Origin of the sequence: Microbulbifer magnicolonia (genome assembly GCF_035117725.1) — a bacterium.
GTDB classification, from domain to species: Bacteria; Pseudomonadota; Gammaproteobacteria; order Pseudomonadales; family Cellvibrionaceae; genus Microbulbifer; species Microbulbifer magnicolonia.
This window is the reverse complement of sequence record NZ_JAYEFD010000001.1, coordinates 182865-204804: the sequence shown is the minus strand read 5'-3', so window position 1 is coordinate 204804 and position 21940 is coordinate 182865. Positions and strand designations below refer to the sequence as shown.

At 60.6% G+C, this 21940-nt stretch carries 17 protein-coding genes; 3 read left to right on the top strand and 14 right to left on the bottom strand.

What is annotated here, in order from left to right; genetic code table 11:
• Nucleotides 1-77: 77 nt before the first annotated feature.
• From RRF64_RS00930 to RRF64_RS00900, 7 genes are all read right to left on the bottom strand, one after another.
• A complete protein-coding gene (locus RRF64_RS00930) occupies nt 78-770 on the bottom strand; it encodes a DUF4919 domain-containing protein (RefSeq protein ID WP_323843953.1) in 693 nt (230 codons plus the stop codon).
• Entirely contained in the window at nt 751-2016 is a 1266-nt protein-coding gene (locus tag RRF64_RS00925; protein ID WP_323843952.1) for a patatin-like phospholipase family protein, read from the bottom strand. The genes RRF64_RS00930 and RRF64_RS00925 overlap by 20 nt, the downstream gene beginning before the upstream one ends.
• 187 nt (nt 2017-2203) lie before the next feature.
• Nucleotides 2204-3217 carry a YhdH/YhfP family quinone oxidoreductase gene (locus RRF64_RS00920; RefSeq protein WP_323843951.1) on the bottom strand — a complete coding sequence of 338 codons (1014 nt, stop codon included), beginning with the start codon at nt 3215-3217 and terminating at the stop codon, nt 2204-2206.
• A gap of 72 nt (nt 3218-3289) precedes the next feature.
• Nucleotides 3290-4474 carry a protease SohB gene (gene sohB / locus RRF64_RS00915; protein ID WP_323843950.1) on the bottom strand — a complete coding sequence of 395 codons (1185 nt, stop codon included), beginning with the start codon at nt 4472-4474 and terminating at the stop codon, nt 3290-3292.
• Nucleotides 4475-4519: 45 nt separating this feature from the next.
• On the bottom strand, nt 4520-5170 hold the full coding sequence (locus RRF64_RS00910; RefSeq protein ID WP_323843949.1) for a cation/multidrug efflux pump: 651 nt from the start codon (nt 5168-5170) through the stop codon (nt 4520-4522).
• 48 nt (nt 5171-5218) lie between these two features.
• The gene (gene nudC, locus RRF64_RS00905; protein ID WP_323843948.1) at nt 5219-6040 is read right to left on the bottom strand and encodes an NAD(+) diphosphatase; all 822 of its coding nucleotides are present in this window, start codon (nt 6038-6040) and stop codon (nt 5219-5221) included.
• A 95-nt stretch (nt 6041-6135) separates the two neighbouring features.
• Nucleotides 6136-7833, bottom strand: coding sequence for a FimL-related protein (locus RRF64_RS00900; protein WP_323843947.1), 1698 nt, complete (start codon nt 7831-7833; stop codon nt 6136-6138).
• A 376-nt stretch (nt 7834-8209) separates the two neighbouring features.
• Here RRF64_RS00900 and nhaB point away from each other — a divergent pair, with 376 nt between their 5' ends.
• Entirely contained in the window at nt 8210-9742 is a 1533-nt protein-coding gene (nhaB, locus tag RRF64_RS00895; RefSeq protein WP_323843946.1) for a sodium/proton antiporter NhaB, read from the top strand.
• Nucleotides 9743-9795: 53 nt separating this feature from the next.
• On the opposite strand, the gene dnaQ is transcribed toward nhaB, so the two are convergent.
• The 3 genes from dnaQ to RRF64_RS00880 are packed head-to-tail and all read right to left on the bottom strand — an operon-like array spanning nt 9796 to nt 11818.
• Nucleotides 9796-10527, bottom strand: a complete 732-nt coding sequence (gene dnaQ / locus RRF64_RS00890) for a DNA polymerase III subunit epsilon (protein ID WP_323843945.1) — start codon at nt 10525-10527, stop codon at nt 9796-9798.
• Nucleotides 10528-10539: 12 nt separating this feature from the next.
• Entirely contained in the window at nt 10540-10977 is a 438-nt protein-coding gene (gene rnhA, locus RRF64_RS00885; protein ID WP_323843944.1) for a ribonuclease HI, read from the bottom strand.
• 52 nt (nt 10978-11029) lie between these two features.
• The gene (locus RRF64_RS00880) at nt 11030-11818 is read right to left on the bottom strand and encodes a class I SAM-dependent methyltransferase (RefSeq protein WP_323843943.1); all 789 of its coding nucleotides are present in this window, start codon (nt 11816-11818) and stop codon (nt 11030-11032) included.
• A 229-nt stretch (nt 11819-12047) separates the two neighbouring features.
• Here RRF64_RS00880 and gloB point away from each other — a divergent pair, with 229 nt between their 5' ends.
• Complete coding sequence (gene gloB, locus RRF64_RS00875) at nt 12048-12833, top strand: hydroxyacylglutathione hydrolase (RefSeq protein WP_323843942.1); 786 nt, start codon at nt 12048-12050, stop codon at nt 12831-12833.
• A 198-nt stretch (nt 12834-13031) separates the two neighbouring features.
• Entirely contained in the window at nt 13032-14588 is a 1557-nt protein-coding gene (locus tag RRF64_RS00870) for a LysM peptidoglycan-binding domain-containing protein (RefSeq protein ID WP_323843941.1), read from the top strand.
• 298 nt (nt 14589-14886) lie between these two features.
• Here RRF64_RS00870 and RRF64_RS00865 read toward each other — a convergent pair whose 3' ends face one another.
• From RRF64_RS00865 to clpX, 4 genes are all read right to left on the bottom strand, one after another.
• Nucleotides 14887-16767, bottom strand: coding sequence for a SurA N-terminal domain-containing protein (locus RRF64_RS00865; protein ID WP_323843940.1), 1881 nt, complete (start codon nt 16765-16767; stop codon nt 14887-14889).
• 558 nt (nt 16768-17325) lie between these two features.
• Nucleotides 17326-17598 carry an HU family DNA-binding protein gene (locus tag RRF64_RS00860; RefSeq protein ID WP_323843939.1) on the bottom strand — a complete coding sequence of 91 codons (273 nt, stop codon included), beginning with the start codon at nt 17596-17598 and terminating at the stop codon, nt 17326-17328.
• 255 nt (nt 17599-17853) lie between these two features.
• Nucleotides 17854-20259 carry an endopeptidase La gene (gene lon / locus RRF64_RS00855; RefSeq protein WP_323843938.1) on the bottom strand — a complete coding sequence of 802 codons (2406 nt, stop codon included), beginning with the start codon at nt 20257-20259 and terminating at the stop codon, nt 17854-17856.
• 289 nt (nt 20260-20548) lie between these two features.
• Nucleotides 20549-21835, bottom strand: coding sequence for an ATP-dependent Clp protease ATP-binding subunit ClpX (clpX, locus tag RRF64_RS00850; protein ID WP_323843937.1), 1287 nt, complete (start codon nt 21833-21835; stop codon nt 20549-20551).
• Between the last annotated feature and the right edge of the window lie 105 nt (nt 21836-21940).

Sequence of the window (21940 nt, the reverse complement as noted above, 5' to 3'; positions counted from 1 at the left end):
CGCCGAACCGCAGAATCCGGCGATCACGTGAAAAATTCGCTATCTGCTGATGGGTTGCAACATCCACTCGCCGACCACTAATCCATGGCGCTGTCGACACTGTGCGCAAACTGTCGGCTGACGTTAAAAAACAGTGCGTACTCATCGCCGGATTCCGGATCGCGCACGCGCATCTTGTCGTAGATGCCCCGCTGGTCGTAGACGATCGATTGCTCCAGCACCTGCAGGCCCTTGAGGCGGACAAAGCCGTGCAGCTCGGAGGTGCTGATGGTGCGGTAGGCGCTGTCCTGGCTTCTGCCATCGCCGCTGCTTTCGATGGATTCCATCAGCCCCTCGACCATGTAGCGATGCCGGTCCTCCCGGTCGAGGTCGGCACTGCGGCCACTGCAGACGACGCCGATCATATGCGCCTCGAGGCTCATGTAGTTGGTCGCCAGTACCTGGTCTACATGCTTCAGGCAGGCACCGAATTCGGCATTCTCTACCGAGAGATAGGCCTCGGGCAGACCGGCCAGCTTCTCCCCGCCGTGGGGATTGTATTCCGACGACTCGACGTAAGCGCGACGCAATGCATCGAAATCGAGGGTGAAAGACAGCCGTTGCGCCTCGGCCAGCAGACGGCGGTACTCGCTCTGTTCCGCCTGACTAACCTGCGGGCCGCTCGCTTGCCCGTCGGCCCGCTTGGCAACTGGCGCACTGCAGGCCGCCACGATGGCGGACAGGCCCAGTAGTACCAGAGTACAAAGGTATTTAAGACTGCGTGTTGCCATTGGCTGATTCCGTCACCGGTTTAACTCTAATACCGAACAGGCCTTTACGCTCGACCGTCTCGGCTTCCGCCTGCGGTTGTAGGAAGGCGCGCAATTTGTCCCGCTCCCACATGGCGTCCTGGTAACCAAGTTCGACCAGCTCGCCAATAAAAGGTTTCTCGAACAGCAGGTAGCTGGCCGCCGAGGCCCCGCCGCCCGAAGTGGTGGCGCCGGTGGAGCGAAACAGCCAGCGCACTGCCGGCGGCAGGTAGCGCACCTTGCGCCCGGCCAGGCGATCGAGACTCTGGGACGGCTCAATCACCGCCGACTCTACCGGCCGCAGCGGCGCCAGATCGTCGAGTTTGGTGTCGTCCACCGAATCCAGCAACTGGTTAACCCGGTCCAGGTGCTCCAGATCCCCTTCGAGGCTGTCGATAAAAGCCGCATTGAACATGTGGCCCGCTATCTGTGCCATCGACGGCGAGTGCCGGGGCGGCTTGGTGCGCTTCTTGCCCCAGTGCACCGGCGAGCGGTTATCGGAAACACCGACGACGAATACCCGGTTGGCGCCCAGGTGCAGCGCCGGACTGATCGGCGCCATCTGGCGCACCGCACCGTCACCAAAATAGTCATTGCCAATCTTGACGGTGGAAAACAGAGTCGGGATAGCCGCCGAAGCCATCAGGTGGTCGGCCGTCAACTGAGTGCGCAAACCGTAGCGGCGGAAGCGCCGCCACTCGGACAGCGTCTCGGCACCCTGAAAGAAACTGACCGACTCCCCCTCGCTGTAGGACAGGGCGTTCACGCAGACCGCACGCAGGTGGCCAGCGTCGATATTCTTCTGGATATTGGCGAAGTGGATGACCTCTTCGATCAGCTCCCGCAGCGGCGCATTGTCCAGCAGCGACAGCGGCCGCTGACGCCCTACGCCCTGATTGAACAGTGAGCGGGTAATGGCGAAGATGTTGCCCAGCAGGCTGCGCCAGCTGCTGCGGTAAATCTGGTCCACGGTCAGCTGCAGCCACAGATCGCACAGACGGTCCACGGCCTCCCTGAACGTGCCCGGATGCGAGGCGAGCAACAGCGCATTCACGGCCCCGGCCGAGGTGCCGCAGATGATCTGGAAAGGGTATGGATTGCTGTCCGGAGTCAGTTCCGCCAGCGCCTTGAGCACCCCCACCTGGTAGGCCGCACGAGCGCCGCCGCCGGACAGCACCAGGGCGCTGGCCTGATGAGTCAGCTTTGGTATTTCGTTATTTGTGGACAATTCTTTCTACCAATAGCGAGAAAACGCAGACAACGGTACTACCAATCAGCCTCTCGATCAGCCCGAATCCGGGCAATTTCGCTGCCGGGGCTATTAGCATAGCAGGCGCACCCGACATAAAAATGACCTGGCCGGGAATCTACTCACAATTTTGCACGAGAGCGGATGGCGAGGGCGCGGCCGCGATTCACAATGACATATCCACGACGTAGCGGCCGATACCGTGGCCTCGATGCAGACGCGCCAGGAATTCCGGCGCCTGCTCCAGGGAGATATCCTCGGCGATGCGGCCCAGCTGTTCGCCGATATACCAGTCGCCGGCGAGCTTCTGCCAGACCGCCGCCTTTTTTTCTAACGGCAGTTCCACACTGTCCACACCCAGCAGGCTGATACCGCGCAGGATAAACGGAAACACATTGGCCTGGAACTGCGCCCCGGAGGCCATGCCGCAGGCCGCGACGCCGCCGCCGTAGGACAGGGACTTGATCACATTGAACAGAGTTTCGCCGCCGACTGTGTCCACCGCCCAGGCCCACAGGGGCCTAGCCATCGCCTTGCTGGCGAAGGGAGCCAGGGTCTCCCGGTCGATGACCTTCCAGGCGCCGAGCCCGGTTAGGAAATCCGCCGACTCCAGCTTGCCGGTCACCGCCGCGACGCGGAAACCCAGCTTGGCCAGCAGCGCCACCGCGATGGAGCCGACCCCGCCCGTGGCGCCGGTCACCAGCACCTCGCCGTCCGCAGGCTTGGCGCCGGCTTCCAGCAGCTTTTCCACGCAGAGCCCGGCGGTGAGACCGGCGGTACCGAGAATCATGGATTCCCGCGCCGTCAGCCCCTCCGGCAGCGGCAGAGCCCAGCCAGATGGTATGGCAATGCGCTCGGCAAGGCCGCCGGGTGTGTTCATACCCAGGTCATAGCCGGTGACCAGCAGTTGGTCGCCCTGCGCAAAGGTACCGCTCCTGTCCTCGAGTACCCTGCCCACGGCGTCGATGCCGGGCGTGTGCGGATACTCCCGGGTAATCGCCCGGTTGCCGAAAGCGGACAGGGCATCCTTGTAGTTCAGTGAGGAGTGGGATACGGCGAGCAGCAGCGGATTGTCCGGCAGGTCCCGCAGGCGGCGCTCTGCCACCCGCTGGTCGTATTTGCCCGCGGCCACCTCTTCCACCCAAATAGCGCGAAAGGTTTCGTCCCTGGCGTTTGTCATTACTGCCTTCCTTGCAATTGTCCCGGTCCGCGACAGATCGCCGCTGCCGTGCGTGACACCATAGCGGTGCGCCTACTGCGCCTGGTGGCGCCAGGCAGCCAGGCGGGAGAAAAGGCGCATCAGTGCCGATTCGACACCCGCCTGGGCGGCGAGGCCGAACTTCTTAGCGATCGTCTTTCTCTCCTTGTACTCCACCTGGTACAGATCCGCACTCTGAGCGCTGCTGGTCAGATACTCGTCGGAGGTCTTGAGTTCATCCACCAAACCCACATCCAGTGCGCGCTGGCCGAACCAGACCTCTCCGGTAGCCACCTTGGCCACGTCCAGCTTTGGCCGGTACTCGGCGACGAAATGCTGGAACAGCGTGTGGATTTCGTCCAGATCACTCTGGAATTTCTCCCGTCCCTCGGCGGTGTTCTCGCCGAACATGGTGACGGTGCGCTTGTACTCACCGGCGGTAAACGACTCGAAATCGATATCGTGGCGCTTGAGCAGGCGGTTGAAATTGGGCAGCTGCGCCAGCACGCCGATCGACCCGAGCATTGCGAAGGGCGCGGCGAGAATGCGGTCGGCGACACAGGCCATCATATAACCGCCGCTGGCCGCCACCTTGTCGACCGCGATGGTCAGTTGAATACCGGCACTGCGCACCCGCGCCAGCTGGCTCGCCGCCAGGCCGTAGTTGGCCACCATACCGCCGGGGCTTTCGAGGCATACCAGCACTTCGTCGCCGGGTTCGGCCACCTGCAGCACCGCGGTAACCTCTTCCCGCAGTTGGTGCAGCGCACTGGCCTTGATATCGCCATCGAACTGCATGACGAAAATGCGTTTGCGCTCGCCTTCCGGCTTATGGGTAATCAACGCAGGGGACTGCCGGTCGCCCGCCTCCGCATCGGCCTCGCCCTGCTCCGGCAGCGGGGTTTCCGTGCTCTCGAGCCCCGCGTGCCGAACCTTTTCCTGCGGTTTCTTTTTCTGTTCCGCCTTGTGCTTCTTTGCCAGGGCCTTTTCCTGCGCCTTCTTGTCCTTGGCCAGATGCTTCTTGCGCTGGGCGAATTCGTGCTTGTCCATGACCGCCTCGAGCAGCGATTCTTTAAACTGCTCGTAGCGATCATTGAGGTGAGTGACGCTGATATGCCCCTGCACCCGCTCTTTCAGGTGCTCGCGGTTGGCCACGACAAAACCGATGATGACCAACAGGGCGACAACGATAGTCACCACCTTGGCCAGAAACAGACCGTACTCAATAAGAAATTCCACTAATGCTCCAGTTTGCTGCCTTGCGTAAACAGTTTTTCCGGTGGCTCACTGCCACTCGTTTAGCGCCGAAGTGGCCTGCTGATTGAGCGGCCGCGCCAGCAGGCCGCTGTGCGAGATACGCACTTCGTAGACCGCGCCATCCTCCATGGGCAGGAAAGTCGCACTGCCGTACACCGCGTCCACAAAGGGCAGCTTGCTGTCGAAGCCGCGCAGAGACTGCCACACATCCACGCCGTAATTGCTGCCCGTCAACTGATGTACCGAGCGCTCTTTGCTGCGTTCGTCCTGCAGGGTCAGATAGCGTCCACTGAGGCGATCCAGGCGGTAGGCGGGCTGAATACCCCAGCGGGCCAACCAGCCCTGCCACTTCAGCATGCGCGCATCCAGCTGCCACTGGTCGCCGTGCAATTCGAAATTCTGCGCAAGCCCGTCCGCGTCGGAGAATTTCGCCTCGTAGTGCTGCTCCCCGACCTTTCTGAAGGAGACGGTACCCACGCTGTGCTCCTCGGCCAGATTGCGGTAACTGTACACATCCGCCGCCACCAATATGATCAAAAGTGCCGCGGCGAGAAACAGCAGGCCAATAGTCCCGCGGATAAAACCGAATACCCAACTGCCGCCCACCAATACCTTGGCGCCCCAGAACACCAGCAGCAGCGCCAGCAATGCGATCAGGAAAGTGATGGCGATATACATTTTGCGATCGGACTCCGTAGTGTTATTTCAATCGAGCAGCGCTGCGCCTCAGCAGCGGTTCCTGTCCGCCCGCGCCGCCATTTCCGCGAAGGTGCGGATCAGCTGTCCGGACAGCGTCTGCGGCGGCGGAATCTCCGGCAGCGCGCGATAGTGAAACCAGCCGGCCTCGGCGATTTCCTCGCGGTCTGGCCTCAGCGCACCGCCCGCCACTTCCGCCAGATAGCCGAGCATCAGCTGGCCGGGAAACGGCCAGGACTGGCTGCCGAAATAGCGGGGCCACCCCACTTCCAGCCCGACCTCCTCGCGTACTTCGCGCGCCAGGGCCTGTTCGGCATTCTCCCCGGGCTCGATAAATCCGGCCAGCGCGGTGTACATACTGTGGCGGTGGTGGGTGTGGCGGGCCAGCAGGCACTCTTCGCCGCGGGTGACCAACATGATGACACAGGGAGAAATGCGTGGGTATACCGCGAACTGGCAGGCGGGGCACACGCGCGCGCGGTCGCGGGGGTGAAATTCAGTCGGGCTGCCGCAGCGGCCGCAGAAGCGGTGTTCGCTGTCCCAGTTGACCACCTGCAACGCGCGCCCGGCCAGCGCGAAGCGCTGTTCATCAACACTGGTCAGCAGGCTGCGCAGACTCCGCCATTCGCAGCCGCGAACCGGAACCTGGCGCGACAGGAGGTGCACACCGCAGGGCTGGCCGGACAGCTGTCCGAGATAGTGGCTGCCGCAAATCAGGTCGGCGACCAGCACATCACTGTCGTGTAGGAAATGGTCGCCACAGCAGAGCAGCTGCCCCTCCGCAATCAGGATGTGGCGGGCGAAGGCCGGCAGGGGTCGCGCACTGGCGGCGGGCACGAAGAAATTGCTCAAGGCAGCCTCACTATTTCAGCGCTAAGGGCTGTTTCAACTTCAACGCTCAGGGCTGTTTTAACGCTCAAGGCTGTTTCAACGCTCAGGGCTGTAGATCAGGCCGCCTCGACCGGGTAGCCGAGCGCTTCGAGGCTCTCGACGGCCAGGTTCAGCGACTGTATATCGGCCTTGCGATGCAGCTTCACCTCCCCGAGGTAGTATTCGAGACTGATAATCGCATCGGCAAAGGTATCCAGAGACTGCTCTACCACGGGTGCCGAGTCGCGCTGTTCCACTACCGCCTCCACGAATTCCACCAGCCGCTCGACCACCGCGGCGGCGCGGCGCAGATTGAGGACTATCAGGCCACCGCGCACCGAATTGAGCGTCGTGGCGACGTTGCGTATATGTCCGTGATCGAACCCCGACTCGGCGTAGGAGGCCAGGGCGCGCTTGATCAGCGCCAGGCCGGCCTCCGCCTCCTTGAGTACCGCCACCTCGGCTTCCGCAAGCTGGCTGTGCTCCGGTGCGATGTCTGCGTGGCCGTACTCGTCCACATCGATACAAGAGCTCTGGCGCAGCGCGCGGATGGTGCTGTCCACCATCAGCACCTGGCCGGTCAATTTTTGCAGCGCCGCGTTGACGACCGAGTCGCCGGCACCGGCAGCGCTGCGATATTCCTGCGCTGCGCTGCGCAGGCCCTCGCCGACCCGCTTGAAATTCAGCAGCTGCAGCGTACTGGCCACCCGCTGCAGCGTGCTCAATAGGCCGTCCTCTTCATCCAGGCTGGAAGTGCCGATCAGCTCCACGTCATCGAGCATCCGGCGCACGCCCGACAGCTCCTCGTCCAGCGCGCTGGCCACCGCACTGATCGCCGTCGCACCGGGCCCGCCGAGACTGGCCCGCTCGCGCTCCAGCTCCGCCTCGGTGTAGCCCAGGGGCCGCGCGGCAAATGCTTCCAGCACTTTTGCGCCCTGCCCGCTTGGCGCCGACAGTGCAAGCCAGTAGAGGCACTCCTTCAGCAGCACCGGGGGCGCGGGCTGGTCCAGCGCCGCATCACCCTCTTTCTGCAGCGCGCGCAGTCGCCGGTCAAACATGCTGAACACCATGACGCGGGAGCGGCTGATATGCATCTCCCTCGAGGCCATACCTGCCAGAGCGGCACCCGCCACGGCCCACAGACGACCGTTCGGGCGCCCGGCAGATATGCTGGCGACGCGCTGCATCGCGCGCGCCATCATGGTAAATGCCGGCCGGCAGGGCTTGCCCTTCAACAGCGCCAGCAGACCCACCTGGTACATATGGCGAAAGCGCCGCACGAAATTGCGCAGGTCTTCGGACATGACCGCCGAGGAAACAGCCCCCGGCACAGTCGCATCCAGGCGGCAACGGAAGAAATGGCTCTCGGGTACTGGGGCCTGCGAACGCGCCGCGCGCAGGCTATTGATGTAGGGAATCAGCAATTCGGGGCGCGCCGTACCGCGGTTCTGAACGAAGTCCAGATAGCGGGTCAGCACGTAGCAACCGGTACCCAGCCCTTCCATCAGGTCAGCAGCGGCTTCCTGGCGCCCCGCCTGCAGATCGGCCAGCGCGCTCAGCATCTCCTGAGCCAATAACTCACCCGCGTGCAGCTGCACCATCTGCAATACACCGCTCACCTGGCGCAATGCGGCCAGGCACTGCTCCAGCGACTGCCTGTTGCTGTTGTCTGCGGCAAACTGGTCGAGGTGAGCCGCGGCACCATCTATGGCGACCACCAGCTCATCTTTGACCACATTGACAGAAGTTATATTGATATCGCGCAATTCAGTCACTGACTACACCGCTGCACTGCTTATTAGCTGTTTAAAAGTTGGCCAAATTTCGACGACTTGGCCCAGTAAGGGCAATTTATACCAAACCCGTCAAGAGTCCACCTTTCCAGCGGCAAATTCCATCGAAGAATCCACAATTCTGTCGGGGGAAGACGAATATTGGTCAAACCACTTGAATTTTCCTGCAAACTGGGTAGCGTTTGGCAGGGCCACGCCAGCCGCATGGGTTCCATAACAATGGGACAATGTCCGCGCTGCGCCGGGTGCAGCAAGTGACTGTTGCCCGCCCCCCCCTCCAGGGTGGTGCCGCGGGAACCGGAGGGCGATCCGATGCCCCGAACCCGCAAGAACCTGACGGTTAACCAAGGAAGTACAAATGAATACTTACAACAACACGCTCACTGCTTCCGGCAGCGGCTTTGGCCGCGCCTTTACCGAAAACTTTCTTGGGGAGGCTCCCGACTGGTACAAGCTTGCCATCGCCGCATTCCTGATCATCAACCCCGTGCTGCTTTATGTCACTGGCCCATTCATTACCGGCTGGGTATTGATCGCCGAGTTTATTTTCACGCTCGCCATGGCACTCAAGTGTTACCCGCTGCAGCCCGGTGGTCTGTTGGCCATCGAGGCAGTACTGCTCGGCATGACGACTACCGACGCCGTCTACCACGAGGTGGTGGAAAATTTTGAAGTGATCCTGCTGCTGATGTTTATGGTGGCCGGCATCTACTTTATGAAGAGCCTGCTGCTATTCGTCTTCACCAAGATACTTATCCATGTAAACTCGAAAACGCTTTTGTCACTGCTGTTCTGCGCAGTGTCGGCCGTATTGTCAGCGTTTCTCGATGCACTGACCGTAACCGCGGTATTGATTGCCGTTGCCGTGGGTTTTTACTCGGTTTACCACCGGGTGGCCTCGAACCAGCCCCACCACCACGAACACGATCACTCCAACGATGAGCATGTCGTGGAGTATCACCGCGAGGACCTCGACCAGTTCCGCGCCTATCTGCGCAGCCTGATCATGCACGGCGCCGTCGGTACGGCGCTGGGCGGTGTCTGCACCCTGGTCGGTGAGCCGCAAAACCTGCTGATTGCCGAAAAAGCGGGCTGGGAGTTTGCACAGTTCTTCCTGTACATGGCCCCGGTCACTATTCCCACACTCGTCGCCGGCCTGATCACCTGCATGCTGCTGGAGAAAGCCGGAATCTTCGGTTACGGCGCCAAGCTGCCCAGCGCCGTGCGCGAAGTCCTGATGAACTATGCCCGGGAAGAGGAAAAGAAGCGCACTTCGAGCGATGTGGCGGCGCTGTGGGTGCAGGGAATTGTGGCCGTGCTGCTGGTGCTGGCGCTGGCATTTCACGTGGCCGAGGTGGGTATTATCGGCCTGATGATCATTGTGCTGCTGACGGCGTTCAACGGTGTCGTGCAGGAGGCCCGCATCGGTCACGCCTTCGAGGAGGCACTGCCCTTTACCGCACTATTGGTAGTGTTTTTTGCCATAGTCGCGGTGATTCACCAGCAGCACCTGTTCGAACCGGTCACCCATTTCGTGCTCGGTCTCGAGCCAGAACAGCAGCCGGGCATGCTGTTTCTGGCAAACGGCATATTGTCGATGATCAGCGACAATGTGTTCGTCGCCACTGTCTATATCAATGAGGTGAAAGCGGCCCTGACCGCCGGCGATATCACCCGCGAGCACTTCGACAAACTCGCTATCGCGATCAACACCGGCACCAACCTGCCGAGCGTGGCGACGCCCAATGGCCAGGCGGCCTTCCTGTTCCTGCTCACCTCGGCGCTTGCACCACTCATCCGCCTGTCATACGGGCGCATGGTGCTGATGGCCCTGCCCTACACACTGGTGCTGAGCGCGGTGGCGCTGTTCTGCGTGATTTATATGATCTGATTAATGGCGGGATGACGAGGAATGCGGAGCTCAACCCGCTCCGCATTCCGCACTCACCAAAAGTGCTTGCCCGCAGACTTTTCCAGCAGCGCCAGCATTGACTGGTGCGCCTCAATTTCTGCTGCACTGGCCTGCAGCACCGCGAGCGGGGCGCGGTCCGCTGGCAGCCTGCGGATGGCGCCAGGGGCTGTAACGCGCTGCTCGCCGCCCCCCTCGGCACCGCCCGCCTGCTGATCTCCGCCCTGCGCCAGTGCCAGATCAGTCTGGCCACCGGTCATCATCAGGTAGACGTCGGCGAGAATCTCCGCATCGAGCAGGGCGCCGTGCAGGTCGCGCTGGGAGTTGTCGACAAAGTAACGCTTGCAGAGGGCATCCAGGTTGTTTTTCTGACCGGGATGCTTTTCGCGGGCCAGCGCCAGGGTGTCCAGCACGCTGCAGTGTGCGGCTACGCGCTGCCAGCGCGGGCTGCCGAGCAGTTTCAGCTCCCAGTCGATAAACCCGACATCAAAGGGCGCATTGTGGATGACCAGCTCTGCACCTTCACAGAAAGCCATAAACTCATCGGCGATTTGCGCGAAGACCGGCTTGTCGACCAGGAACTCGTTGGTGATGCCGTGGACTTCAATCGCGCCGTCGTCCACCTCCCGCTCGGGATTGATGTACTGGTGGTAATGGCGGCCGGTGAGCTTCCGATTGACCAGCTCGACGCAGCCGATTTCAATGATACGGTGTCCGCTTTTCGGATCCAGACCCGTGGTTTCAGTATCCAGAACAACCTGACGCATGCCGCCCCCCCCTCAATCGTTCAATTCGTCTATTCCGCGGTTGGCCAGTTGATCGGCCCGCTCATTGCCGGGATGACCGGCATGCCCCTTAACCCAGTGCCAGTGCACGTCGTGGGCGGCGATACCCTCATCCAGCATACGCCACAGGTCATCGTTCTTTACCGGCTTCTTATTCGCGGTTTTCCAGCCGTTTTTCTTCCAGTTGTGGATCCAGGCGGTGATGCCCTGGCGCAAATACTGGGAGTCGGTGTGCAGATCGACGCGGCAGGGTTGCCTGAGCGCCCCGAGAGCCTTGATTGCCGCCAGGAGTTCCATGCGGTTGTTGGTGGTGTGGGATTCACCGCCGAACAGTTCTTTCTCCGCGTCCCCGTAAACGAGCAACGCGCCCCAGCCTCCCGGCCCCGGATTACCGCGGCAGGCGCCATCGGTGTAAATGGTAACTTGTTTCAATTCGAATGCTTGTCTTTCGAAAACGCCACTGTGCGGTGAAACCGCCAGGCTGTCAGCGCTTGTGATGATGCCCGCGCGCGGCAACCCGCGGGCTTGACGGCACGGCAGTCAGAGCAGGTTTCTGATCCCCGCGCCAGTTGATCTTGATGGCGCGCATCCGCACCACTTCTTTGCGCGCGACTATGATGTAAAAGCCCCCCCAAGGCAAGCGCCAGCGGGCGCCCAGCCGTTCCATCCAGCTGGTCTTTGCCAGCAACTCCCGCTGCTGTAACGGCAGGCGAAAGAAGCCCCGTTCGATCGTGTTGGCCTGCAGGTCCAGCAGGTTCATCCAGTCCGCCACCCGCGCCGCGCGCAATTGATTGCCGCGCTGGTAGGCGCTGCCCGAAAACAGCAGTCGAGACAGCCCCAACAACGAGAATGGATTGAATCCGATCAGCAGCAAGTGACCGCCCGGTATCAATACCCGCGCGGCTTCCCGCAATACCTGGTGCGGGTGGCCGCTGAAATCCAGCAAATGGTGCAGCAGCACCACATCGATGGACTCCGACGGCAGCGGCAGTTGCTCAAATTCTACCAGCGCCGCGCCGCTCTGCTCGCCACAGGCACTAAGCCGAAAGCGGTGGTTGATGCGGCTACAGGCGGCAAAGTCCACGGCGCTGGTCACTCCCGCCTGCATCAGGTGGTAACCGAACAGCCGCTCGACCAGCGGCTGTGTCAACGCCAACTGCTGCGACAATATTTCCTCGCCCAGGCCACTGGAGAACCAGTGGGACAGTGCCGGGCAGGACTTAGCCAGCGAGGGGAGCTCAGCGCGCCGCCCCAGGATGGACCTCTTAGTCATGGTTTCTCCGACCGGTTGCGAGTCCGTGCACCCCAATGTTAATGATAACGCCCCCAAGAGGACCAAGGTTTTACCCGCCAGTCTATCGAGGAAAAATTGCCCTCAATTGGCCGGCAATTCAACGACTCTATGTTCCCAAAAAACGAATCGCCACCATAATGTCACTAGAATTCATCGCGGGCTACCCTCCATGGTATCGTTTGGATTCCCAGATTGACGAGCCACAAAAATGCTCACTATTTCGCCGATTCCGGCCTTCAACGACAACTATATCTGGCACCTCGAGTCGGGCGGTGAACACTGGGTAGTGGACCCGGGTGACGCCAGGCCGGTGATCGATGCACTCGCTGAAGAACCCCTGAGCGGCATACTGGTAACGCACCACCACCTGGATCATACCGGCGGGATCGCAGGCCTCAAAGCGCGCTACGATTGCCCGGTATACGGCCCCGGTTCGATTGAGGGCGTCACGGAGCCGCTTGCCAATGGCGACCGCTGCGAAATTCTCGGTTGCCCGCTACGGGTGATGGATGTACCGGGCCACACGCTGGATCACCTGGCGCTGCTGCTCGAAGAAGAAGGCGCGAACGGCAGTCCGCAGCTTCACCTGTTCTGCGGCGACACCCTGTTCGCCGCCGGCTGTGGCCGCCTGTTCGAAGGCACTCCGGCGCAGATGTTCAGCTCCCTGTCAAAGCTGAGCGCCCTGCCCCCGGAAACCCGCGTCTATTGCGCCCATGAATACACGCTCGCGAACCTGCGTTTTGCCGAAGCCGCGGAACCCGGCAACGCCGCCGTCCAGAACCGTATCGCCGAGAGCAAAGCACTGCGGGACGAAAACCGCCCCACTCTGCCGTCGACGATTGGCGAGGAACTGGCCACAAATCCATTCCTGCGCTGCCATATTCCCGCCGTGGCCCGGCGCGCGGCCAACCACGACGCCAACGGTGGCGCGCTCGAGGACATCGATGAGGTCGAGGTCTTCGCCAGGCTGAGGCGCTGGAAGGACAATTTTTGAACAGTTTGCCGGGATCAAGCTACAGGAGCGGCGATCCGGTCGACAATCTGGGCAAAAACTAGCCATTTTTCGTTGACCAGAACTTATCTCGCTCTTTAGAATCAGACAATTACGAATTAAAGCTCAGGTGCAGTAGAAGATAAGCGCATAAGCGCGTCCTGAGCCCTGAAATAAAAAGACGACTCGCGGATACCAAGCATGGTTCACAAGAAAATTGCCGTCGCAGTGCTGGCAGCGACGGTGGGGGCCTGCGCGCAGATGCCGGATAACAGCATTGCGCCAGACAAGCAAAATCTGCAGGGGGAAGAGACCGTCGCGGCGGCCGGCCCCAGTGCCGACGTCCTGAAGCCGGCGGAAAAGGCTCTGCCCCCAGCGGACATCTGGGATCGCCTGCGCCGGGGCTTCCGCCTCGATCGCCGCGTCGATCACCCCAAAGTAAAAGATTACATCGCCTACTTCTCGCGCAACGAAGGCTATATGGCTCGGGTTACCGAGCGCTCGCGCCGCTATATATTCCACGTGGCCGAGCAGCTGGAACAGTCCAACATGCCGTTGGAACTGGCGCTGCTGCCTATCGTGGAAAGCGCCTATGACCCCTTTGCCTATTCCCACGCCCGCGCCTCCGGCATGTGGCAGTTTATCCCCGCCACCGGCCGCTCATTCGGCCTCCACCAGAACTGGTGGTACGACGGGCGCCGGGATGTGGACGAATCCACTCGCGCTGCGGTCCAGTACTTCACTTACCTCTCGGAGCGTTTCGATGGTGACTGGGAGCTGGCGCTGGCAGCCTATAACGCCGGCGAGGGTACGGTGCGTCGGGCAATCGAGCGCAACCAGCGCCGCGGGCTCGGTACCAGTTTCTGGGACCTGAAACTACCGCGCGAAACCCAGCGCTATGTGCCACAACTACTGGCGCTGGCCGAAGTGGTATCCCGCCCGGACTACTACCGGATACCGCTGCACGACGTTGCCAACGAGCCCTATTACACCTCTGTCGACGTGGGTACCCAGATTGACCTGGCGCAGGCCGCCAATCTCGCCGACATCGAAATGGAAGAGCTCCAACTCCTGAACCCCGCATTCAACCGCTGGGCAACGGATCCCAACGGCGACCACCGACTGCTGATACCGGTGGAAAAGCGTGAGACCTTCGAAGCTGCGCTGGCGGAGCTGCCCAAGGACCAGCGTGTCACCTGGCAGCGTTACACCATTGCCCGCGGCGACACCCTTTCCACGATTGCCCGCCGTTACGAAACGTCGGTAGCGGCAATTCGCGAAGCCAACAAGTTGCGCGGGAACAACATTCGTGCAGGCAAGACCCTGCTGATCCCGAGCGCATCCGGTCCTGCCGGACAGTACGCCTACGCCCTGGACCAGCGCGTGAAACGCCACCAGTCTTCCGGCAGTGGACACAAGGCCAGCTATACCGTTCAGCCCGGCGATACCCTCTGGGGTATAGCGCGCTCGCTGAACGTAAGCGTGCGCCAGCTGGCGAGCTGGAACAGCATGGCAGCCGGCGACACCCTGCGCCCCGGCCGCACCCTGGTTGCTTACGCTGACAGCGGCAGCAACAGCGATCGCACTACCCGCAAGTTGTCTTACCGAGTGCGCAATGGGGACTCCCTGTACCGTATCGCCAGCAGATTCAGTATCGACGTTGACGACATACTGCGCTGGAACAGGATCAGCAAGTCGAGCTACCTGCAACCGGGCCAGCGCCTGACGCTATTCGTCGACAGTGCGGCCAGCGGCTGAGCTTCATCATCGTATTTTCAGCGCAATAAAAAAGCCCGGCCTGTGCCGGGTTTTTTATTGCAGTCTGCAGGCAAAGTCAGGCTGTGAAAAATTGAAGGCGAAGTGCCAGGACGAGTGTGTCGAACCGTCGGCATCACGACATCGCCGCCGGAGCGCAAGGGATGTATTCGCAGCGTTTCGAAATATTCGCCCTGCTGCTTTGCCACCACTGCCCCCGCAAGACGCGGGGTTTATCAGCGAGCAGTCAATAAAAAACCCGGCCTGAGCCGGGTTCTTTACTAGCTGGATAGCGCCGGTATCAGTTCGACTTGCCCAGCTCGATATCCGCCTTATTCGCCAGGTACTTCTGCAGCGCCGCGAGTTCCGCACCGCCACCTACCGAAGCCAGCTGCTGCATCAGTGCCGAGCGCTGCTCCCGGCTCTGCCGCGCCAGCTGGCCCGGGCGGACGTCGCGCAACTTCAACACCACCTGGTCCCCGTCACTGGTCGCAAAACTGCTCACGATGTCGCCACGGGCACCCGGCGCATCCAGGGCAAATGCCCGCGCAATAATTTCGCCGCGCTCACCGAATCCACCGCGGCGCGTCTTGTCACTGGTCTCGAGGGTCAGCTTATGCTCCTCGGCCAGCTTGGCGAAATCAGCGCCGGATTCCAATTGCGCCTTCAACTCCTGCGCGCGGCCAGCCAGCTGCGCACTCGCCTTGTCGCGCTTGAGGCGCTGCACGATTTGTTCGCGAACTTCCTCGAGGGGGTAGACACCGGCCGGCTTGTGCTCGGTTACCCGCAACACCACAGAGTGCTCGTTGTTCAGGTTCAACACGTCGGAGGTGTTGCCGTCCTCCTTCGCCTCCGGCGCAAAGGCGGCAGCGACCACCTTGTCGTTGGCCGCGATACCGGGCCCGCCTTGGCGACTGAACAGTTCGCTGGTCTGCAACGGCACGCCCAGTTCCTGGGCGGGGCCGGCCAGAGTGTCGGCGTTGTAGGCGAGATCGGCCAGGCGGCCCAGCGCGCCGACAAACTCGCGCTCGGCTTCGGCATTGCGCAACTGGGCTTCGATCGCAGACTTGCGCTCTGCAAAGGTGGGAGGCTCGGCATCCTCCACCTCCAGCAGTTTGATAAAGTGAGTACCGCTGTCGGTGGTGACCGGAGCGGAAACCTGGCCGACTTCGAGTGACGCCAGGGCCTGTTCGAATGCCTCCGGGAATACGTCTCCTGCGGTAAAGCCCAGGTCGCCACCCTCTTCGCGGGAACCCAGGTCGTCGGAGTAAGTCTTGGCCAGCGCCGCGAAATCCTCGCCCGCATCGAGCTTGGCCTGGACTTCGGCCACTTTTTCCTGACTGGCCTCTTCCAACAGGATGTGAGCGGCGCGGCGACGGATATCGGCGCGGAAACTGGCGACTTCCTGCTCGTACTGGGCGCGCACATCCTGCTCGGAAATGTCGATATTCGCTGCGAACAGGCCCGGCTTCAGCTCTATATATTCGATGGCCACCTGTTCGGGACGCTGGAACTGCGCCTGGTTCTCCTGATAGTACTGCTCGATTTCACTGTCGCTGACATTCATCTCTTCGAGCAGCCCCTGAACCGGCAGAACCGCGTAATCGAAGTCGCGCTCTTCCATGGAAACGGCCACCACCTGTTCGGCATCCGCCCGTGTTGTAAAGGCGCTGTCAGTCACACTGTCGGCGTACTGCTGCAGCACCAGATCGCGTTCCATGATCTGGCGGAAATTGGCCGGGCTGTAGCCCATCCTGCGCAGTGCATCGCGATACATCTGCGGGTCGAACTTGCCGTTGACCTGGAAGCCGGGAATCTGCACGGTTTCCCTGTCCACTGCCGCGTCGCTCATCACCATGCCGCTGTCCTGTGCAGCCTGGCGCATCACGGAGCTGTTGATCAGTTGCTGCAACACCGGCTCACGGAGTTGCTCATCACTCAGGAGGTCGGCCGGGACATCTTCGCCGTATTGGCTCATGATCAAATTGCGGCGATTCTGGATCGCGCGCTGCAAATCCAGGTTGCTGATCTTCTCGCCATTAATATCGGCCACCGCATCGGCCGAACCGCCGCTGGCACCAGTGAAAAAATCTATTCCCCCGATGACCATAATGAAACCAAAAAAAGCCGCAACGATGACCGCTGCTGTACCTTTCAGGTTGTCTCGCATGGACTGAAGCATGCTCAGCTCCGAAAGTTAACTCAATTAATTATTACCAGATAAACAAAAATCGCCTGGAGCGATTCTGGTCAGCTCCAGCTGCCCCGAAGGGGTGAGGGCCACGGATGGCCCGAAACACAAAATCGCCGGGAGCGATTTTGGTCAGCTCCAGCTGCCCCGAAGGGGCGAGGGCCACGGATGGCCCGAAACACAAAATCGCCAGGAGCGATTTTGGTCAGCTCCAGCTGCCCCCAAGGGGTGAGGGCCACGGATGGCCCGAAACACAAAATCGCCGGGAGCGATTTTGGTCAGCTCCAGCTGCCCCCAAGGGGTGAGGGCCACGGATGGCCCGAAACACAAAATCGCATGGAGCGATTTTGGTCAGCTCCGGCTGCCCCGAGGGGGTGAGGGCCACGGATGGCCCGAAACACAAAATCGCATGGAGCGATTTTGGTCAGCTCCGGCTGCCCCGAGGGGGTGAGGGCCACGGATGGCCCGAAACAAAAAAGGCGCATCCGTCTGATACGCCTCTTTGAAGCTTCGACCTTTTTAACGAGGCTTCTTAAATTACCGCAACGCTTAGTTTACGGCATCCTTCAGGGCTTTGCCGGCCTTGAAGTTCGGAATTTTCGCCGCTGCGATTTCGATCGGATCGCCGGTGCGCGGGTTGCGGCCGGTGCGGGCTGCGCGCTCTTTAACGGCAAAAGTACCGAAACCAACCAGAGCAACCTGATCCCCCTGTTTCAGAGCATTGGTGATGCTCTCTACCATTGCGTCCAGAGCACGGCCGGCAGCTGCCTTCGGAATATCTGCAGATGCGGCAATCGCTTCAATCAGTTCGGACTTATTCACGCTTAATCCCTCTGTTCTTTTTTAGGTCTGTTTCGGGCACCCGCTTCCGGGGCACCACTGCGTTCGAGTCTTCAATCGCCGGCGAATTGGGCGCCGGTCAATAAGCCCCGTGTTATACCAACTGCCCGGTGGCGGGTCAAGGAACCATGCGGGTTTCGGGGCAGTTGGACAATTCTCCAGCAGCTTTCCACTGCCGGAAGATTATTTTTTAGCCTGCGGACAACGGGACGCACCGAAAGATGCCCCCTCGTGTACTCAGTGTGTCTGCATGGAGCGCTGTGAACGCTCCTCGGCCTGCTTCTGCAAGGCGGAATACTCCTCGTCGGACAGAGATTCCGGCTTGTGCTCGAGCGCCACCTCAAGCACCTGATCAATCCATTTGACGGGTTTGATCACCAGATCCTGAAGAATATTATCCGGGATTTCTTTCAGGTCCCGCTCATTGTCCGCCGGGATCAGTACGGTCTTGATGCCGCCGCGGTGCGCCGCCAGCAGCTTCTCCTTAAGACCACCGATACGCAAAACCTCTCCCCGCAGGGTAATTTCACCGGTCATTGCCACCTCGGAGCGCACCGGGATATTGGTGAGCACAGAAGCCAGCGCCGTGCACATGGCGATACCCGCAGACGGGCCGTCCTTGGGAGTCGCCCCTTCGGGTACGTGGATATGAATATCCCGCGTCTCGTGGAAGTCCGGCGCAATACCCAGTGCCTGGGAGCGCGCTCGGACCACAGTGAGCGCCGCCTGAATGGATTCCTGCATCACATCCCCGAGGGAACCGGTCTTGATCATCCGGCCCTTACCGGGAACCGCAGAAGCCTCAATGCTAAGAAGCTCGCCGCCCACCTCCGTCCACGCCAGGCCGGTTACCAGACCGACCTTGTTCTCTTCTTCTGCGCGGCCGTAGTCGAACTTGCGCACACCGAGCAGGTCTTCCAGCTGCTCCGGCTCCACAACCGCCTTGGCACTGGACGATTTCCGCACGTGCTCCGTCACGACCTTGCGGCAGATCTTCGCTATCTCCCGGTCCAATCCGCGCACGCCCGCCTCGCGGGTGTAATAGCGCACGATATCCCGCAACGTCGCATCGGAAAGTGCCAGCTCATCGTCCTTGAGGCCGTTGGCTGCACGCTGTTTCGGCACCAGGTAGCGCTGGGCGATATTCACCTTCTCATCTTCGGTATAACCGGGCAGGCGAATCACTTCCATGCGGTCCAGCAGAGGCCCCGGGATGTTCATGGAGTTGGAGGTACATACGAACATCACGTCAGACAAATCGTAATCCACCTCGAGATAGTGGTCGTTAAACGATTTATTCTGTTCGGGATCCAGCACCTCCAGCAGGGCCGAAGCCGGATCACCGCGGTGATCCATACCCATCTTGTCAACTTCGTCGAGCAGGAACAGGGGGTTTTTTACCCCCACTTTGGAAATCTTTTGAATCAGTTTGCCCGGCAACGAGCCAATATAGGTGCGGCGGTGGCCGCGGATCTCGGCCTCGTCGCGCACACCGCCGAGTGCCATGCGCACATACTGGCGATTGGTCGCACGGGCGATTGACTGTCCCAGGGAAGTCTTTCCGACACCGGGCGGGCCGACCAGGCAGAGTATTGGACCTTTGACTTTCTTGACCCGCTTCTGCACGGCCAGGTATTCGAGGATCCGCTCCTTGACCTCCTCCAGCCCGTAGTGTTCTTTCTCGAGGATTTCTTCCGCTTTCTTAAGATCGTGACGCACGCGACTGGCCTTTTTCCAAGGTACGCTCAGCATCCAGTCGATATAACTGCGCAGCACCGATGCCTCGGCCGACATCGGCGACATCATTTTCAGTTTGGCCAGTTCCGCACGGGTTTTCTTTTCTGCCTCTGCCGACATGCCGGAGTCGGCTATTTTTTTCTCGAGCTCCTCGATTTCACTGGGTTCCTCCGTGATCTCCCCGAGCTCCTTCTGAATGGCCTTCATCTGTTCATTCAGGTAGTACTCGCGCTGACTTTTCTCCATCTGCTTTTTGACGCGGCCGCGGATACGCTTTTCGACCTGGATCAGGTCAATTTCCGAATCCATCAAGCCGAGCAGATGCTCGAGGCGCTCTTTCACGCTGGCCGTTTCCAGCAATTCCTGCTTCTGCGGCAACTCCAGCGACATATGCGCCGCTATAGTGTCCGCCAGGCGCCCCGGCTCGTCGATACCGGACAGCGAGGTGATCACCTCATTGGGCACCTTTTTGCTCACCGAAACATACTGCTCGAACTGGCTCATGGCGGAGCGCACCAGCGCATCCACTTCCGCCTCGGGCAGCTCCTCGGTTGCCATCGGCTCCACTGTGGCACGGTAGTGGCCGTCCCCCTCGGTGACCTCGAGGATGTTGACCCGCTGGCTGCCTTCCACCAGAACCTTGACGGTGCCGTCAGGCAGCTTGAGCAATTGCAATACGCTGGCTACTGTGCCCACCCGGTATATATCGTCGGCGCCGGGATCATCTTCAGACGCCTTTCTCTGCGCCACCAGCAGCACCTGTTTATCACTGCGCATCGCCTCTTCCAGGGCGTCGATGGACTTTTCCCGGCCGACAAACAGCGGGATCACCATATGCGGGTAGACAACGACATCGCGCAGCGGCAACAGCGGGTATTCAAGTGTGGTATCGGATGACTGATCCATAGAACTCCTCTCGGCCCGATCACTGGGTATTTGGCGCGGCATCACTGCTGCGATTGGCGATTACAGCTCACTCTGGGCCGCCGCCTGTGTTGCTAGTAAATGGGGGGCGGTGACCGGAATACAAGTCTAATCTAACGGCGAATTTGTGCCGAGCTCCGTAACGGAATAGCGAATAACCTGAGTTTAAGCCCGGCAGCCATGCAACGCTTGCCGATACACCCAGTCCAGCTAAAACATCGGGCCATAAAAAAAGCCCCAAACTGGGGCTTTTTCGCCGAGATACCGCGCCTTACTCCTCTGGAGCCGCCTTTTGCGGCTGGGACTCGTTCTCGTACACCAGCAGCGGCGCCGACTCCCCCTTTATGACCGCCTCGTCAATAACGACCTTGGCGACGTTGTCGGTCGAGGGAATGTCGTACATGGTTTCCAGCAGCACAGACTCCATAATGGAGCGCAGACCGCGGGCGCCCGTCTTGCGCTCCATGGCCTTGGCGGCCACTGCATCCAGGGCGTCCGGACGGAAATCCAGCTCGACATCTTCCATTTCGAACAGCTTTGCGTACTGCTTGGTCAGCGCGTTGCGCGGCTCTGTCAGAATCTTGATCAGCGCCGCGCGGTCCAGCTCCTCCAGGGTCGCAGTGACCGGCAAACGCCCCACAAACTCCGGAATCAGCCCGTAGCGCACCAGATCTTCGGGCTCCAGATCGCGCAGCACTTCACCAAAATTGCTTTTGCCATCCTTGGATTTGACCTCGGCACTAAAGCCGATGCCACCTTTCTCGGAGCGATCCCGAATCACTTTGTCGAGGCCGGCAAAAGCGCCGCCACAGATAAACAGTATGTTGGACGTGTCCACCTGCAGGAACTCCTGCTGCGGATGCTTGCGCCCCCCCTGAGGCGGTACCGAGGCGACGGTACCCTCAATCAGCTTGAGCAGCGCCTGCTGCACACCCTCACCGGATACATCCCGGGTGATGGAGGGGTTGTCGGATTTGCGCGAAATCTTGTCGATTTCATCGATGTAGACGATGCCCTGCTGGGCCTTTTCGACATCGTAGTCGCACTTCTGCAACAACTTCTGAATAATATTTTCCACGTCCTCACCGACGTATCCGGCTTCAGTGAGCGTAGTGGCGTCGGCGATGGTGAACGGCACATTGAGCAGGCGCGCCAGCGTTTCCGCCAGCAGGGTCTTACCACTTCCGGTGGGGCCCACCAGCAGAATATTGGACTTGCTCAGCTCGACGTCTTCCTTGCCCTTGACACCGGTCTTGCTGCGCAGACGCTTGTAATGGTTATACACCGCTACCGCCAGCACGCGCTTGGCACGCTCCTGACCGATCACGTACTGATCGAGAATTTCGGTGATTTCGCGCGGGGTCGGCAGGCGGCCCTCGGGACCTTCCGAAGTCTCCTGCACCTCTTCGCGGATAATGTCAGTGCACAGCTCGACGCATTCGTCGCAGATGAAGACAGACGGCCCGGCAATCAGCTTGCGAACTTCCTGCTGGCTCTTGCCACAGAAAGAACAGTACAGCAGTTTGCCATTGTCTTCTCCGCTGCTCTGGTCGGTCATCAAAATACTCCGTGGTCTTCGGCCAGCCGGGGCCCGTAGATATCGGCTTCTATTGCAAGATGCTGTCTTTTGGCGGGTTTTTCAAGCCCTTTCTGATGCAGGCGG

Coding starts and splice junctions, on each gene's coding strand:
- RRF64_RS00910 (WP_323843949.1), bottom strand. CDS start 5,170: ATGTATATCGCCATCACTTTCCTGATCGCATTGCTGGCGCTGCTGCTG.
- RRF64_RS00880 (WP_323843943.1), bottom strand. CDS start 11,818: ATGACTAAGAGGTCCATCCTGGGGCGGCGCGCTGAGCTCCCCTCGCTG.
- RRF64_RS00920 (WP_323843951.1), bottom strand. CDS start 3,217: ATGACAAACGCCAGGGACGAAACCTTTCGCGCTATTTGGGTGGAAGAG.
- lon (WP_323843938.1), bottom strand. CDS start 20,259: ATGGATCAGTCATCCGATACCACACTTGAATACCCGCTGTTGCCGCTG.
- nhaB (WP_323843946.1), top strand. CDS start 8,210: ATGAATACTTACAACAACACGCTCACTGCTTCCGGCAGCGGCTTTGGC.
- dnaQ (WP_323843945.1), bottom strand. CDS start 10,527: ATGCGTCAGGTTGTTCTGGATACTGAAACCACGGGTCTGGATCCGAAA.
- gloB (WP_323843942.1), top strand. CDS start 12,048: ATGCTCACTATTTCGCCGATTCCGGCCTTCAACGACAACTATATCTGG.
- clpX (WP_323843937.1), bottom strand. CDS start 21,835: ATGACCGACCAGAGCAGCGGAGAAGACAATGGCAAACTGCTGTACTGT.
- RRF64_RS00870 (WP_323843941.1), top strand. CDS start 13,032: ATGGTTCACAAGAAAATTGCCGTCGCAGTGCTGGCAGCGACGGTGGGG.
- RRF64_RS00865 (WP_323843940.1), bottom strand. CDS start 16,767: ATGCTTCAGTCCATGCGAGACAACCTGAAAGGTACAGCAGCGGTCATC.
- RRF64_RS00930 (WP_323843953.1), bottom strand. CDS start 770: ATGGCAACACGCAGTCTTAAATACCTTTGTACTCTGGTACTACTGGGC.